At 60.9% G+C, this 16,076-nt stretch carries 14 protein-coding genes; 10 read left to right on the forward strand and 4 right to left on the reverse strand.

Annotated features, from left to right (window positions below):
• Positions 1–49 precede the first annotated feature (49 nt).
• From AC07SI_RS19585 to AC07SI_RS19595, 3 genes are all read right to left on the reverse strand, one after another.
• Entirely contained in the window at positions 50–1,468 is a 1,419-nt protein-coding gene (locus AC07SI_RS19585) for an aminotransferase (RefSeq protein WP_106803587.1), read from the reverse strand.
• A gap of 25 nt (positions 1,469–1,493) precedes the next feature.
• Entirely contained in the window at positions 1,494–2,594 is a 1,101-nt protein-coding gene (locus AC07SI_RS19590) for a polyamine ABC transporter substrate-binding protein (protein WP_106803588.1), read from the reverse strand.
• 104 nt (positions 2,595–2,698) lie between these two features.
• The gene (locus AC07SI_RS19595; RefSeq protein WP_065907782.1) at positions 2,699–3,193 is read right to left on the reverse strand and encodes a DUF1543 domain-containing protein; all 495 of its coding nucleotides are present in this window, start codon (positions 3,191–3,193) and stop codon (positions 2,699–2,701) included.
• Positions 3,194–3,299: 106 nt separating this feature from the next.
• Here AC07SI_RS19595 and AC07SI_RS19600 point away from each other — a divergent pair, with 106 nt between their 5' ends.
• Complete coding sequence (locus AC07SI_RS19600) at positions 3,300–4,121, forward strand: aldo/keto reductase (RefSeq protein WP_495006314.1); 822 nt, start codon at positions 3,300–3,302, stop codon at positions 4,119–4,121.
• A 52-nt stretch (positions 4,122–4,173) separates the two neighbouring features.
• On the opposite strand, the gene AC07SI_RS19605 is transcribed toward AC07SI_RS19600, so the two are convergent.
• A complete protein-coding gene (locus tag AC07SI_RS19605) occupies positions 4,174–4,689 on the reverse strand; it encodes an Hcp family type VI secretion system effector (protein WP_106803590.1) in 516 nt (171 codons plus the stop codon).
• Positions 4,690–5,167: 478 nt separating this feature from the next.
• On the opposite strand from AC07SI_RS19605, the gene tssA reads away from it, so the two are divergent.
• From tssA to AC07SI_RS19650, 9 genes are read left to right on the forward strand one after another with little or no spacing between them, the layout of a single operon-like run.
• Positions 5,168–6,721, forward strand: a complete 1,554-nt coding sequence (gene tssA, locus AC07SI_RS19610; protein WP_495006315.1) for a type VI secretion system protein TssA — start codon at positions 5,168–5,170, stop codon at positions 6,719–6,721.
• Between the two features lie 32 nt (positions 6,722–6,753).
• A complete protein-coding gene (gene tssB / locus AC07SI_RS19615; protein WP_495006316.1) occupies positions 6,754–7,251 on the forward strand; it encodes a type VI secretion system contractile sheath small subunit in 498 nt (165 codons plus the stop codon).
• 28 nt (positions 7,252–7,279) lie between these two features.
• Positions 7,280–8,755, forward strand: a complete 1,476-nt coding sequence (gene tssC / locus AC07SI_RS19620) for a type VI secretion system contractile sheath large subunit (RefSeq protein ID WP_106803592.1) — start codon at positions 7,280–7,282, stop codon at positions 8,753–8,755.
• 14 nt (positions 8,756–8,769) lie between these two features.
• Entirely contained in the window at positions 8,770–9,171 is a 402-nt protein-coding gene (gene tssE, locus AC07SI_RS19625; protein ID WP_495006317.1) for a type VI secretion system baseplate subunit TssE, read from the forward strand.
• Positions 9,161–10,948: a type VI secretion system baseplate subunit TssF gene (gene tssF, locus AC07SI_RS19630; protein WP_495006318.1), complete on the forward strand. Its 1,788-nt coding sequence runs from the start codon at positions 9,161–9,163 to the stop codon at positions 10,946–10,948. The genes tssE and tssF overlap by 11 nt, the downstream gene beginning before the upstream one ends.
• On the forward strand, positions 10,912–11,919 hold the full coding sequence (gene tssG, locus AC07SI_RS19635) for a type VI secretion system baseplate subunit TssG (protein ID WP_495006319.1): 1,008 nt from the start codon (positions 10,912–10,914) through the stop codon (positions 11,917–11,919). The genes tssF and tssG overlap by 37 nt, the downstream gene beginning before the upstream one ends.
• Before the next feature lie 12 nt (positions 11,920–11,931).
• Positions 11,932–14,364 (forward strand): AAA family ATPase, encoded by a 2,433-nt coding sequence (locus AC07SI_RS19640; protein ID WP_495006320.1) that lies wholly within the window; start codon positions 11,932–11,934, stop codon positions 14,362–14,364.
• Positions 14,361–15,893: a sigma-54-dependent Fis family transcriptional regulator gene (locus AC07SI_RS19645; protein WP_495006321.1), complete on the forward strand. Its 1,533-nt coding sequence runs from the start codon at positions 14,361–14,363 to the stop codon at positions 15,891–15,893. The genes AC07SI_RS19640 and AC07SI_RS19645 overlap by 4 nt, the downstream gene beginning before the upstream one ends.
• Before the next feature lie 41 nt (positions 15,894–15,934).
• On the forward strand, positions 15,935–16,066 hold the full coding sequence (locus AC07SI_RS19650; RefSeq protein ID WP_495006322.1) for a type VI secretion protein: 132 nt from the start codon (positions 15,935–15,937) through the stop codon (positions 16,064–16,066).
• The last annotated feature ends 10 nt before the right edge of the window (positions 16,067–16,076 follow it).

Here is a 16,076-nt window from a genome sequence, read left to right on the forward strand (position 1 = left end):
GCAGGCCAACCCCCAGGCAAAAACGCCGAGACAGGCTCGGCGTTGAGGTTCATTGGCCCTGGTACTCGCCCGTCTGGCGCAGTTCGGCGGCGGTGTCGAGGATGCATTGGCGCAGGGTCTCGACCACCTCGTCGACCTGCGCATGGGTGATGATCAGCGGCGGTGACATCACATTCAAGTGACCGATGGGGCGTACCAACAAGCCCTTGGCCTGGGCGCGAAGATGGATTTTTTCGCCGATATTGACCGCGTCCGGCAGCAGCGCCTTGGTGCGTTTGTCGGCGACAAACTCGATGCAGGCCATCAGGCGCTGGCAGCGGATATCGCCTACCAGTGGCAAATCGACCAGGGTTTGCAGGCGTTGCTCCAGATAAACCCCGACATCTTCCACATGCGCCAGCAGGTTTTCGCGCTCGATGATCTCGATATTCTTCAGCGCCGCCACGCAACTCACCGGGTGGCCGCTGTAGGTGAAACCGTGGGTAAAGCAACGGCCCTTGCCCGGCTCGCCGATCACCTGCCAGATGCGCTCGGAGAAAATACACGCGCCCAATGGCAGGTAGCCGGAGGTCAGGCCCTTGGCGGTGGTGATGATGTCCGGCTGCATGCCAAACACGTCCTCGGAGGCAAAAAACGCACCGAGGCGTCCGAAGGACGTCACCACCTCATCGGCCACGTACAGCAAGTCGTAGCGCTGACAGATTTCCCACATGCGCCGGTGGTAGCCCTTGGGCGGAATGATCACGCCACCCGACCCCATGATTGGCTCGGCAAAGAACGCTGCGACGTTGTCCGCGCCCAGGGTAAGGATCTTGTCTTCGAACTCGTTGACCAGGCTGTCGAGAAACTCCGCCTCGCTCATCCCCTGTGGCGCCCGGTAGTAATTGGGGCAGGCGATGTGGTGGAACAGGTCGCTCATGAAATCGAATTCCGGCGCGCGGTCGGCGGCCTTGTTGCCGATCGACATGGTCAGGAACGTGCTGCCGTGGTATGCGCTGAAACGCGAAATGATGTGTTTCTTGGCCGGCTTGCCACGGCTGTTCTGGTAGAACTGCACCAGCCGGTAAGCGGTGTCCACCGCCGTTGAACCGCCGGTGGTGAGAAACACATGGTCGAGGTCGCCGGGCGCCAGGCTGGCAAGCTTGGCGCACAGCTCGATGGCGGTGACATTGGCCATGTCGCAGAACGGGTTGGAATAAGCCAGCTGACGCACCTGATTGGCGATGGCCTCGGCCATTTCCTCGCGGCCCAGGCCGATATTCGTACACCACATGCCGCCGACCGCATCCAGGTATCGATTGCCCTGGGTGTCGTAGATGTAGGCCCCGTCGCCGGCGGCAATATTCAGCGAGCCCTGTTCACGGTGCTCGTCGAACATATGGAAACCGTGCATGTAGTGAGCTTTGTCGGCGGCGTCCAGCTTGGCATTGTCGAACTGGGCGAAGAAAGCAGGATTTGGCAGAGTCATGGCATTTACCTTCAATGGCTGGGTTTCACTTGCCGGTCTTCACGGCATTCCAGGTACGGGTGATCAGGCGCACGGCGGCCGGTGGCTGGCTTTTTTGCGTGAACAGGCGCTGCAGGGTCGCGGCGTCGGGGTAGATCGCCGGGTTGTCGCGGATATCGGCATTCACCAGCGGCTTGGATGCCAGGTTGCTGTTGGCGTAATGGATGGTGTTGCTCACGCCGGCCATGGTCGCGGGCTGCAGGAGAAATTCGATGAATTTGTGGGCATTGGCGACATGCGGCGCATCCGCCGGGATATAGAAGTTATCGAACCAGATCAGCGAGCCTTCCTGGGGAATGAAGTAGTCCAGGTTGATCTTCGCCCCGGCCTCCGTCGCGCGCGCCTGGGAGGTGGCGTAATCGCCGGACCAGGTGGTGGCCAGGCACAGATCGCCGTTGGCCAGGCCGTTGATGAAACCGCTGGAGTCGAATTTTCGAATGTACGGTCGCACGGCCATCAACACCGCCTGGGCCGCCTTGAGGTCTTTGGGCGCGACACTGTTCGGGTCCAGGTGCAGATAGGTCAGGGCCAGCGGGATCATGTCGGTGGGCGAATCCATGAAGGTGATGCCGCAGTCGGCAAATCGCGACACGATCTTCGGATCGAAAATCATCGCCAGCGAACCGATGGGCGCATCCGGCATGCGCGCCTTGATCATGTCGACGTTATAGGTCACGCCATTGCTGCCCCAGGTATACGGCGCGGAATAGGTGACACCCGGGTCATGGGCTTCCAGGTGCTTGAGTACCAACGGGTCGAGGTTTTTCCAGTCGGGCAGTTGCGTTTTGTCCAGTGGCTGGAACACCTTGCCCTGGATCAGCAGCGGCACCAGCGAGGCGTTGAGCAAGGCCAGGTCATAACCGGAACGTCCGGAGAGCAACTTGCCCTGCACGGTTTCGTAGGAATCGTAGGTGTCGTAGATCACCTTGATCCCCGTGGCCTTCTCGAAGTCGGCCAGGGTGGTCTCGCCGATATAATCCGCCCAGTTGTAGATACGCAGGGTGTTATCCGCGGCGTCTGCGGCCTGGCTCAGGGCCGGCAAGGCCAGCAATACGGTGCTGAGCAGGGCGATAAAGGCTTTATGCATGGGGACCCACCTTGTGTTGTGCTGTTATCAGGCGAAGGGACTGATGGCACTGTCAGGCAGGTGGCGGGCAGGGCGCCATACCCCGTTCGGGTAGGGCGCCGGATTCAGGGCAGGACGATATAGTCGTTGCGCTGGATGATCGGCCGGTGCGGGCCCTGCACCAGGTGCAGGTAGCGGCCGTCCACGAGGTCGATGGGCAGGCAGTCGTCGATATCCAGCACGCCGTCGGTGTGGGCCTGGGACCAATGGCGCAGCATCTGCTGCTTGCCCTGGCGGGTGGCGTCCTGTTTGTTGCGCGCGACTACCAGCAGGTAATGATGGGCCTCGCCGAAGCTGTTGGCTTCATAACCGCCGAGGTTGATGAAATACAGGTGATGCGCTCCCGCCTCGGGAGCCAGGTGGCTGAGTTCGACCTTCCAGCCGTCGACGCCATCCACTGCCATCCACGAATCGATATGCACGCCCTTGGGGCTGCCGAACCAGCCATCGCGCAGTTGCGGATAGGTGGCTTCCAGCGTGTCCGCCGCAGCGAACACCACATCATGCACTTCAATTTTCGCCCTGGGGTGCTTGCCCCCGAGCATCACGACAAACAGCATTGCTGGTCCTTCCTGGCGACTTGGCAGAGCGCAACCATACTTCGATTGAACCCTTTTGTCCGGCCAATGCCACACTGTTAATCCGCACACTCATCAGGAGATTGTCATGCGTACCATTGATCTGGCGGGCGTTCCCGTCCCTGTCGTCGGCCAGGGCACCTGGCGCATGGGCGAGGATCCGGACCAGCACCGCGCTGAAGTCGCGGCGTTGCAACTGGGCATCGACGAGGGCCTGACCCTGATCGATACCGCCGAGATGTACGGCGAAGGCGGCGCCGAAACGGTGGTCGGCGAGGCTATCCGCGGCCGGCGTGACCAGGTGTTCCTGGTGAGCAAGGTCTACCCGCACAATGCCAGCCAGAAGGGTATCCCGCGTGCGTGCGAAGCCAGTCTCGCGCGCCTGGGTACCGACTATATCGATCTGTATCTGTTGCACTGGCGTGGCCAGTACCCGCTTGAAGAAACCGTCGAGGCCTTCGAACGTTTGCGCGAGGCGGGCAAGATCGGCCGCTGGGGTGTCTCCAATTTCGATGTGGCCGACCTGCAGGAACTTGCATCCCCGGCCTGCGCGACCAACCAGGTGCTCTACAACATCGAAGAGCGTGGTATCGAATTCGACCTGCTGCCGTGGTGGCAACAACATCACTTGCCGTTGATGGCGTACTGTCCGATTGCCCAAGGCGGAGCGTTGTTGTCCAGCACGACCCTCAAGCAGATTGCGCGCCGTCATGAGGTCTCACCCGCCCAGGTCGCCCTGGCCTGGGTGTTGCGCCAGGACGGCGTGATCGCCATCCCCAAGGCGGTCACCCCTGAGCACGTACGGCTCAACGCCGCTGCGGCCAAGCTGGTGCTGGACGAGCATGACCTTGACGCCATCGACCGCGTGTTCGGCGCCCCCAAGCGCAAGCACCCGTTGGCCATGGTCTAGCCACCTGGCCGCAACGGCGCCGTCCCTGGCTGCCGTTGCGGCACGAGTTGCCTCAGCCCGCTACCGGGCTGCGCCAGTCATCCGATCCGGACGTGCCAGAGACTTCGTGCGTCCAGACGATCTTGCGATAGGTGAAGTACACCTCCTCAAGATGAGTGAAGTGGGCATTGTCCGGGTCCTGGCAATTGGGCATGCGTGACTGGATATCGACGATGGTCGCGCCTTCAAGCTCGATGGTGAAGTAATGCTCTTGGGTGCCGGCCGAGGACGTGCGCAGCCATTCTAGCCGGCACTTGACCTCCTCGCCGCTGGTCAACGCGCTGAACAGCAGTGGCGAGGACTTATCGAACACCTTGCTGATCATCAGGGGCTTGTGGACCCTCTGGCCCGTTGGCTGGCCGGACTGCGGATCACGGGGAATGATCACCTGATGAGAAAAGGCCTGCACCAGAATCTGGTCCTCGTGGCCTTCCTGATAAATATTGCCTACCGAGTCCTGGGTGAATGTACCTGCCGTTATCAAACCTTGCTTGACGCCGGTGATGGAAAGATACGCGGGTGTTGGCATGACGGTTTCCTTGCCTGATTGATGAGGTAGTTCCAACGGGCAAGTGCGCCGGTCGGAGACATACCCTTAACAAGAAGCGTGCCGGAAAGTGCGAGGGTCAATGAAAGTAATGGTCTGGCAGGTTCTTGATCGAACTATTGAGTCAGTGGGGGTGTTTTTAAGCGGTGTTAAGTGATGAGCTTTGCGCATAAGTGCGCAATTAGTTGCTCATAGGCTTTGTGTAAGCCGCATTTGGGGTAGGGGCGGAAGTTACGGCTTGGATGCTTGTCTACCTGTGCAATCTGCTGCGCACGCCTCAATTTACAAGGGTTGTAGGAAATTCCTTAAGTGCACTTCCCTCGCTTGCTGGATGTTCAATGCATGGCTAAGGTTTGCGAACTTCGTTGCGAATCGAGCGAAGGTCAGGTGGCATTCTGATGCACGAATTTAATGTGCTTAGTTGGCCTTTTCTGTCTTTGGTAGTTGTGCGCGGTGCTCAATGTCTTATTCGGACAAGTTGTGTGATCATTATCTTGAAGTCGCGAAAATGCCGTGCTCGCAAACAAGTTTTGCTGGCAGCGACATGCGCTTTTCGAATGAGTATGACGCGCTCGAGACCGAGTTGGAGAAGGCGCAATCGCTGCACGGCAGCGGCCAGCCCGATTGGCACAAGGTCCTCGAAATCAGTGAGTCGCTGTTGTGTCGCCAGTCCAAGGATCTGCGCGTAGGCGTCTGGTTGACCTGGGCATTGCATCAGCGTGACTCCTTCCCCGGGTTGCTGGCCGGCCTCGGGTTGTTGCGTTATCTCTGCGAGCAGCACTGGGCGGCGCTGTATCCCGCAAAGCTGCGCACCCGGAGCGCAGCGCTGCGTTGGTTGGTATTACGGCTTGAGCCGTTGTTTGCGCAGAGTGTATCGGTACAGAGCCAGCAGCCCTTGTTTCACTGCGTACTCGAACAGTTGGTGCGGCTCGATGAACTGTGGACCGAACACCTGGGAGATGACGCGCCGCTGTTGCTGCCGATTCGCCGACAACTGACGCAGCGATTGGAACGCGTTGCACACGATCAGCCGCAGGCTGCCGGGTTGAGCGGTGCGATTGCCCAGGTCAAGCAGGCCACCACTCAACTGCTGAAGCCCGAAGCGGTGGTGGAGAACGAAAAACAAGCGCACAGAGTGTTGCGCACCTTGCAGGAGCAAGCTCGTCCCTTGTGTGCCTGGTGGTTGCGACAGAGCGCCACCGACCTGCGGGCATTACGCCTGAATCGAACCTTGGCATGGCTGGCGCTGGTCAGTTATCCGGACGCCGACAACCAGCACGTCACCTCATTGCGCGGACTGGCCCCCGACAAACTCACACGATTCCAGGAGCGTTTTGCCCAAGGGCATCACGCCGACCTGATGCTCGAACTTGAGGCCAGCCTCGCCGGTGCCATGTTCTGGTTCGACGGGCTGCATAGGCTCTGGCAATGCCTGGAGGCGCTGCAGGCGGATCAGGCCATGACCGAGCTGGAAGTGTCTTTTGCCTTGTTGCTGCAGCGCTTGCCCAACCTGCCCGAGTATCGCTTTCACGACGGCACACCGTTCGCCGACACGGCAACCCGCGATTGGATCGCGCTGCAGGTAACCCGTCACCTGCGCAGGCCTGAGTCACCGGCAGTCGCGGCCGATGTCGATGCCGAACCTTGGGAGAAGGCCTTGCAGGAGGCGGTGCCCAGGCTGCGCAAGGACGGGCTCAAGAGTGTCATCCCTGTGTTCAAGCAGGGCATGCACGGCGCCCACAGTGATCGTGCCCGGTTTCATTGGCGTCTCGCACAGGCCCGCGTGTGTGTACACGCGGGCAAGCATGAGCTGGCAAAGATCCAGCTCGAATACCTCGATCACGAGTTGCAACGGTCGGCGCTTGAGCGCTGGGAGCCGCAGCTGGCACTGCAGGTGGCCCAGCTCCTGCACCGCTGCTGCGACCTGATGCCACAAAATCACGCCGTGCGCGAGCGCAAGGAAGACACCCATCGCAGGCTGTGCCTCTTCGATCTTGAAGCGGTACTTGAATAGGCTTTCGAGCCACATGAAAACGGAGCAGCACCATGGCCAAAGACGGTTCGGTAGCACCCAAGGAACGTATCAATATCACCTTCAAGCCAGCTATCGGTGGGGCGCAGGAAGAGGTTGAGCTGCCGCTCAAGCTGCTGGTCCTCGGTGATTTCACCCAGCGTGAAGACCTGCGCAAGCTTGAAGACCGCAAGCCCGTCGCACTCGACAAGAACACGCTCGACGAGGTGCTGGCCAAGCAGGCACTGAGCCTGACGCTGAATGTACCCAACCGGCTCCAGGAAGGCGACGACGCCGCCGAGTTGGCCATCCAGGTGCGTATCAACACCATGAAGGATTTCAACCCTGCGAACCTGGTGGAGCAGATTCCCCAGCTGCACAAGTTGATGGCGTTGCGTGAGGCACTCATGGCGCTCAAGGGACCGCTGGGCAATACGCCGAGCTTTCGCAAAGCCATCGAGCAGGCTCTGGCCGATGACGTTTCCCGCGCAAGGGTATTGGCAGAGCTAGGGCTGAACGGCCCTACCGCCTGACATTCTCAGTTAAAAGGACACTGACAGCATGACCACCCAACAGAACGCGACGCCTGCACACGCCGTGGATGAATACAGCATCCTCGACAACATCATTGCCCAGACTTTGCTCGGCGCCGACGACGAAGCGTACGGGATTGCCAAGCGGGGCGTCTCGGCGTTTATCGAAGAACTGATCAAGCCGCAGAACAGCGGCGAGCCGGTCAAGAAACGTTTGGTCGACCGCATGATCGCCGAGATCGACACGAAGCTCAGCCAGCAAATGGACGAGATCCTGCACCACCCGGATTTTCAGGCGCTGGAAGCCGCCTGGCGTGGCTTGCAGTTACTGGTCGAACGCACCGACTTCCGTGAAAACATCAAGATCGAACTGCTGAACGTCTCGCGGCAGGACCTGCTGGATGATTTCGAAGACTCACCGGAAGTCACCCAGTCGGGGTTGTACAAGCACATCTACAGCGCTGAATACGGCCAGTTTGGTGGCCAACCGGTGGGCGCGGTGATCGCCAACTACTTTCTTTCCCCCAGTGCGCCCGACGTGAAGCTGATGCAATACGCTTCAAGTGTGGCCTGCATGGCGCACGCGCCTTTCATCGCTGCCGCCGGGCCGGGCTTTTTTGGCCTGGAAAGCTTCACTGGCCTGCCTGACCTCAAGGATCTCAAAGACCATTTCGAAGGTCCGCAGTTTGCCAAATGGCAAAGTTTTCGCCAGAGCGAAGACTCGCGCTACATCGGGTTGACGGTGCCGCGCTTTCTGCTGCGCACGCCTTACGATCCCCTTGAATGCCCGGTCAAGACCTTCGCGTACCAGGAAAATGTGGTGAACAGCCACGAGCACTATCTGTGGGGCAATACGGCCTATGCCTTCGCCACCCGGTTGACCGACAGCTTCGCGCGCTTTCGCTGGTGCCCGAATATCATCGGGCCGCAAAGCGGAGGGGCCGTGGAAGACTTGCCGTTGCATCACTTCCACAGCATGGGTGAAATCGAAACCAAGATTCCCACCGAAGTATTGGTGTCTGACCGGCGTGAATACGAGTTGGCGCAAGAGGGCTTCATTGCCCTGACGATGCGCAAGGGCAGCGACAACGCCGCGTTCTTCTCCGCCAGCTCGGTGCAGAAACCCAAGCAGTTCGGCATCAGCGCCGAGGGCAAGGATGCCGAACTGAATTATCGCCTGGGTACCCAACTGCCCTACATGATGGTGGTCAACCGCCTGGCCCATTACCTGAAGGTCTTGCAGCGTGAGCAACTGGGTTCGTGGAAGGAGCGCACCGACCTGGAACTGGAGCTCAACAAGTGGATTCGCCAGTACGTCGCCGACCAGGAAAACCCCAGTGCCGAAGTGCGTGGGCGACGTCCATTGCGGGCGGCACGCATCGTTGTCAGTGACGTCGACGGTGAGCCTGGCTGGTATCGCGTGAACCTCAGCGTGCGACCGCACTTCAAGTACATGGGGGCGGATTTCACCCTGTCGCTTGTTGGCAAGCTCGATAAAGCATGAGCAGGGGGCAGGGGATGACCCACAACCGAAGCCTGTTCGAACGCCTTGATCGCCCGGAAACTGCGCCCGTTTGCGGCGTGACGTCTGTAGCAGCCCACCTGGGGAAAATGCTCAGCATCCGCGCGGGCAGCGTTCTGACACTGGCGGACTATGGGTTGCCCGACCTCAATGATATGAACCAGAGCCTGCATGAGTCATTGAGCCAGTCGCGCCTGCTGATCGAGCGGTTTATCCGTGCTTATGAGCCGCGGTTAAAGGAGGTGCGGGTCATCGCGCTGCCACGGGATCACGACCCGTTGGCACTCGCATTTGTCATTGAGGCGGTGATGACGGGCGCAGGGGGCAAGCAACCAGTGGTTTTTACCGCGCGGCTGCGTGATGCCGGGCAGGTCGAGGTCTTGCCGGATGTCCTTTAATCGCTATTACCAGAGCGAGCTCAGTGCGCTGCGTCAACTGGGGCGACGTTTCTCCGAACGCAATCCGGCGCTCGCACCGTTTCTTGCCGAGCCCGGCCAGGATCCGGATGTCGAGCGGTTGCTGGAGGGCTTTGCGTTTCTCACGGGGCGCCTGCGGCAGAAACTGGACGACGAGTTGCCGGAGCTGACCCATTCCCTCATGCACCTGTTGTGGCCCAACTACATGCGGCCGATGCCTGCTTTCAGCATCCTGCAGTTTGATCCGTTGAAGCATGCGGGGCCGGGTGTGAGTGTTGCGCGGGATACACCGGTGGAAAGTGCGGCCATCAACGGCGAGCGCTGTCGCTTCCGTACCTGTTACGCCACACAGGTCCTGCCGCTGCAACTGAGCGCTGTGGACTACAGCCTACAGGGCCAGCAGGGCCGGTTGAGCCTGCGCCTGGAGATGAGTGCCGAAGGCAATTTCAGTGAGTGGACCTTCGATCAATTGCGCCTGCACCTGGCCGGCGATCGCTATCTCGGCCAAGGGTTGTACCTGGACCTGTTGCGCCATCTCGAAGGTATCGAGGTGTTGCCCTTCGGCCACGATGGCTTGCCGGTCTGCGGCGTTGATGGCCAGGCGCTCGCGCTGCGGCTCGGTGCCGACCAGGTGAGCCCGGTGGGATTCAACGAGGAGCACGCGTTGATTCCCTACCCGATGAATACCTTCCGCGGGTATCGCCATTTGCAGGAGTACTTCGCCTTTCCTGACAAATACCTGTTTGTCGACGTCGGTGGGCTGAATGCGCTGCGCAGCTTGTCGTCAGAGCAGCTCAGACAGGTGCGTGGGGTGGTGATGCGTTTCGAGCTGCGCAATCCGTGCCATGGGCCCCGGCACCCCACGTTGGAGAATGTGAAGCTGTACTGCACGCCAATCGTCAACCTGTTCAAGCATGACGCGGTGCCCATCCGCCTGGACGGCAAACAGGACGAGTACCTGCTGATTCCGGGGGAATATTCGCGCGAACACGCCTGTGTGTTTTCCGTGGACAGCATCACCGGTTGGCAGCCCGGCGGGCAAGGGTATCGGACCTACGTACCGTTCGAGTCCTTCGAGCATGACGGCGCGACCGAGGCATCCAAGGCGTCACCCAGCTACAGCATCCGCCAACGCCCATCTGCACAGCACGCCGGGCTCGATACCTGGCTGGGGTTCGACAGGGCGCCGGAGCACGATCAGGAAACGCTGTCTATCGAGTTGACCTGTACCAACCACAACCTGCCCAGGTTGCTTCAGATCGGGATGATCAACCAGCCATGCGAGCAGACACCCCAAGGGTTGTCGTTTCGGAATATCAGTGCACCGACGGCGAGTTTTTCACCGCCCCTGGACCAGGACTTTCTCTGGCGGCTTATCAGCAACCTGTCGCTCAACTACCTGTCACTGAGCGACATCAATGCCCTGAGGGTCATCCTCGAAACCTATGACTTGCCGCGCTACCACGACCGGCAAGCGCAGAAGGTCAGCGAGAGACGGCTGGGCGCATTGCACTCCGTCAGGCATGTGGCCGTCGACCGATTGCAGCGTGGCCTGCCGTTTCGAGGGTTACGCATCGACCTGACGATCGATCCGCAAGGCTTTCTCGGCCAGGGCGAAGTGTTTGTGTTCGCGTCGGTACTCAATGAGTTCTTCGCACTCTACGCCAGCCTGAATGCCTTCCACGAACTACGAGTCATCAGCACACAAGGAGACGTGTATCTATGGCCACCCCGGATGGGCCAGCAACCCCTGCTTTGACGGCGCTGTCCTGCGTCATCCGTGAGTACTCGCTGTTCCAGGCGGTTCTGCAGGTGATCAAGCGTCTGCGTGTTGCCCATCCGACCTTGGATGACGACGCGCTGTATGACCAGTTGGAGTTTCAGGCCAACCCGGGCCTGGGGTTTCCCGGTCACGATATTGACCGGGTGGAGTTTTTCGTTGAGCGCGGCCTGTTGCGAGCGCGGCTGCGCCTTAACGTGCTGGGCCTGTGCGGTGCCGGTTCGCCACTGCCTGCGTTTTATGGCGAGCAGGCGTTTGCCGATGGCGTAGGGGGCAACACGACGCGCGAGTTTCTCGACCTGTTTCACCATCGCCTGCAGCGGCTGATGCTGCCTATCTGGCGCAAATATCGCTATCGGGCGTGTTTCCAGGCGGGGGCGCGCGATGCTTTTTCCGAGCAGATGTTTGCCTTGATCGGCTTGCGGGGGCCGCAGATCCGCAACGCTGTGCCATTGAACTGCAAGCGGCTGCTGCCCTACCTGGGCCTGCTCAGCCTGCGCGCGCATTCGGCAGCCTTGATCGAAACGGTACTGCGTTACTACTTCAAGCACCGTCGCTTGCACATCGAGCAATGGGTTGAACGCACGGTGGTGATTGCCGATTCACAGCGAAATCGCCTGGGTACTGCCAACAGTGTGCTGGGTGTGGACCAAGTGCTGGGAAGTCGGGTTGCCGATCGCAGCGGCAAGTTCAGGGTGCACGTGCAAGGTCTCGACTGGCAGCGCTTTCACGGGTTTTTACCCACGGGCACGGACTATCCATTGTTGTGTTCATTGGTGCGACTGACCGCACGGGACCCTCTGGAATATGACCTGCGCCTGGTGCTGGCCAAGGAATCGATAAGGCCATTGCACCTGGGCGAACAGAACGTTTGCCACCTCGGTTGGACCAGCTGGCTGACGCATGAATGCGCTGACGGTGTGGTCATTGTGGCCAGCAACGCTAATTAGGGATGAATCATCATGATGAATGTGGACCTGCAACACCTGATCCAGACGTTGACCGCCCAAGCCCGCCAGGACCTTGCCCGTTCAGCCGAGCGTTGTGTGGCTCGCGGCGGCACGCAAGTGCTGGTGGAAGACTTGCTGTTGGCCTTGCTGGACGATCACGAAGGCCTTCTGATGCAAGCGTTGGCGGATGCAGGGATCGACGCCGGCGAGCTGCGAGCCACCTTGCAACCCAAGGGCGAGTCGAGCGCGTCACGCAACCCGGTATTTGCCATGGCGCTTGTGCAATGGCTGCAACAAGCCTGGATGGTTGCCCAACTGGAGCTCAAACACACCGAAGTTGATCATGGCGCCCTGTTGCTGGCGCTGTTGCGCCATCCGTTGGAGCACGCAGGCAGTGGCTATCAGGCGGTGCTGAGCCGATTGGACACGCGGCGTGTGCAGGATTTTCTGATGGCCCAGGCACCTCGGCGTCCCTGCGCACCGAATGGCGAATCCTTGCTGGAACGCTTTACCCACGACTTGACGCGGCAGGCCCAGGACGGGCGTATCGACCCGGTGTTGTGTCGCGATGCCGAGATCAGGCAACTGATCGACATCCTTGTGCGCCGGCGCAAGAACAACCCGATTCTTGTCGGCGAAGCCGGGGTGGGGAAAACCGCAGTTGTCGAGGGCCTCGCCTTGCGTGTGGTCAGCTCGCAGGTGCCCGAACCTCTCAAGGGTGTACGAGTGCTGACGCTGGACCTGGGCTTGCTCCAGGCCGGTGCCAGTATCAAGGGTGAGTTCGAACGGCGCCTCAAGGGTGTGATCGATGAGATCAACGCGTCGGCGCAACCGGTGATCCTGTTTATCGACGAGGCTCATACGTTGGTCGGGGCGGGCGCCCAGGCCGGGTCCTCGGACGCGGCCAATCTGCTCAAGCCGGCCCTGGCGCGTGGCGAGTTGCGCACCATCGCCGCGACCACGTGGAGGGAATACAAACAGTACTTTGAAAAGGATCCAGCGCTGGCTCGGCGTTTTCAGCCCGTGCTCATCGGTGAGCCGAGTGTCGACCAGGCGGTTTCGATCCTGCGCGGATTGGTGCCGGTGTATGAGCGCAGCCATGGGGTCTACGTTCGTGACGATGCCGTCGTTGCGGCTGCACAGTTGAGCGCCCGTTACCTGGCAGGGCGTCAGTTGCCGGACAAGGCGGTGGATGTGCTGGACACCGCCTGTGCACGCCTGCGCACCAGCCGGGACAGCGCGCCCGAAGTGTTGCAACGCCTGTATGCCGAACAGGCGGCAGGTGCGCTGCAACACCAGGCGTTGAGCCGTGACAGGGACACCGGGCTTGTCGTCGATGAACAGGCCTTGCAGGCGTTGAACCTGCGCATGACGGCAGTGGAATGTGAGCGGCAGCCGCTGGAGCAACAGTGGCTGGAGCGGCAAGCGTCTGCGCAACACGTGTGCCCGCGCCTGGTCGCGCAGGTCATCAGCGCCTGGACCGGCATCCCCGTTGAACAGCTGGCCCTTGAGACCAATGAGCGGGTTATGGGGTTTGCCGACGCGTTGCGTTCGCGCCTCCTTGGCCAGGAGCAAGCCGTACAGGCCCTTGATCGCAACCTGCGCGCGGTGGCCGCCGGGCTCAACAAGGTCGACGCACCCGTCGGGGTGTTCCTGCTGGTGGGCCCGAGTGGCGTGGGCAAGACCGAGACGGCCTTGGCCCTTGGTGACCTGCTGTACGGCGGCGAGCGTTTCGTCACTACCCTCAACATGACCGAGTATCAGGAAAAACATGCGCTGTCGCGGCTGATTGGCGCACCACCTGGCTATATCGGCTATGGCGAGGGCGGGGTGCTCACGCAAGCCGTGCGTCAACGTCCGTATTCAGTGGTGCTGCTCGATGAGGTGGAGAAAGCCGACCCGGACGTGTTGAACCTGTTCTATCAGATTTTCGACAAGGGGCTGGCCAATGACGGCGAAGGGCGGGAGGTGGATTTTCGCAACACGTTGTTCCTGATGACCTCCAACCTCGGCAGTGAGGCCGTCGGCGACTTGTGCGCGGATGGCCGGCGCCCGGATGTGCAGGTGTTGCAAGACGCGCTTGAACCGCTGCTGCGTGCCCACTTCAAGCCTGCATTGCTGGCGCGGATGCGGGTGGTGCCGTACTACCCGCTCACCGGTGAGCTGCTGCATGAAATGGCCCGGCTCAAGTTGGAGCGCCTCGGGCAAAGGCTGCAACTGCGCAAGCTCGCCTTCAGCTACACGCCTGAGCTGGTGGCGCACATGGCTGAGCGGTGTACCCATGGTGATAGCGGTGCCCGGTATATCGATCAATGGATCGAGATCCACTTGCTGCCACAGGTGGTGGATCGGTTGCTGGAGGCCATGGCCAGTGGCGAGCCCCTGTCGCGGGTGCATGCCGGCCTGGGCAGCCGTGGCGAGCCCAGCTGCGAGTTCAGCCAATGACGGATGACCGCTTGAACCCGCTGACCCATCCCGTGGCTTACGCCGAAGCGCTGCTGGCGTGGTTCGCGCGCCTGGGCATCGATGGCGACGAGACGACGTTGGCGGGTCTGTGTGTCGAGGCGGCCGCGCAACTGAGTCAGTGCGAACTCAGCCAATTGTATTGGCGCGACGAGACAACCGGCGGACTGCGCCTGATTGCCGAGCATTTGCCTGCGGCACTGCCGGCCGCCGAGCCGGTTTTAAACGCGGACTCCCAGGGTGAGCAAGTGCTGCAGCATGTGCTCAGTCAGCGAAAGGGCCTTTGCATTGATGACCTGCCGACCAGCGTCTACGACACCGGGTTCTTGCCCGCGATGGCGACGCCTTGGCATTCATTGTTGTGCGTGCCGCTGTTCAACCGGCAGAAGACCCTCGCGGGCGTATTGCTGTGTGCGAGCCAACACTCGAAACCGTTGCAGGACTACAGCGTTTCCCTCGGCCATCTGGCGAGCTTTGCCTTGATGCAACTGGCGTTGCTGCGACGGATGCGCACTGCGCAAGGTGTCGCGCAGCCGCAGGACTGTGCGCCCGTTCCTCGCGCGGCGTTGGGCTTGATCGGCAACAGCGCGGCCATGGATGCCACCTGTCGACTGATCGCCAAGGTGATGGGGACCCCATACACGGTGCTGCTGCGCGGCGAAACCGGTACCGGCAAAGAGGTGGTGGCACGCGCCATCCATGCCGCCGGGCCGCGCAGCAGCAAGGCTTTTGTGGTGCAAAACTGCGCGGCCGTTCCGGAAGGCCTGCTGGAAAGCGAACTGTTCGGTTACCGCAAGGGCGCCTTCACAGGCGCCGAACGCAACCACGCTGGGCTGTTTGATACGGCGCACGGCGGCACTTTGCTTCTGGACGAGATCGGCGATATGCCGCTGTCGCTGCAGGCCAAACTGTTGCGGGTATTGCAGGAAGGTGAAATTCGCCCATTGGGGTCCACAGCGGCGCATAAAGTCGATGTACGCATCATTGCCGCGACCCATCGAGACCTCGCTGCGATGGTCGCACAAGGGACCTTTCGCGAAGACCTGTACTACCGGCTGGCGCAATTTCCCATTGAACTGCCGGCCCTGCGTGAACGCGATGGCGATGTACTGCTGCTGGCGCGTGATTTCACGCAACAGGCCTGCACTGCCCTGGGGCACGCGCCCGTGGAGTGGTCGAGTGCTGCGCTGGATCAGCTCTCCAGGCATGGTTTTCCCGGCAATGTGCGCGAACTTAAATGCCTGGTGGAGCGCGCGGTGCTGCTCTGTGACGACGGCGTGATCCTGCCGGAGCACCTGTCCTTGTCAGCGGTGCCCACTGATGAGCCCGTCGACACCACGTTGCGCCAACGCCTGGAGAGGGTGGAGCGCGTATTCCTGATCGACTGCCTGCACAAGAACCGTGGCAATCGCACGCGTACCGCTCGCGAGCTGGGCGTCGCGCGCCGCACGCTGCTCTATCGGCTGGCCCGCCTGAAGATTCCCATGGGCGATGCCCGCGAGGAGGGCTGAATGAGTGCGTGCGCATACCTGATTTCCCTGGGAGGAACCTGATGCCTTTTCGTTTGTGGCAAGCCGTGGTGCTTGTGTTGTGTTTGCTGGGTGGCTGCAACGCCAATTATGTCTTTGATGATGCTGACTATCGTCCGTTGGGTGATCCCCAGGCGGCCCGTCGCGGCCATTGAACAGGGAGGT

This window comes from Pseudomonas sp. GW821-FHT05D12 (genome assembly GCF_059419825.1).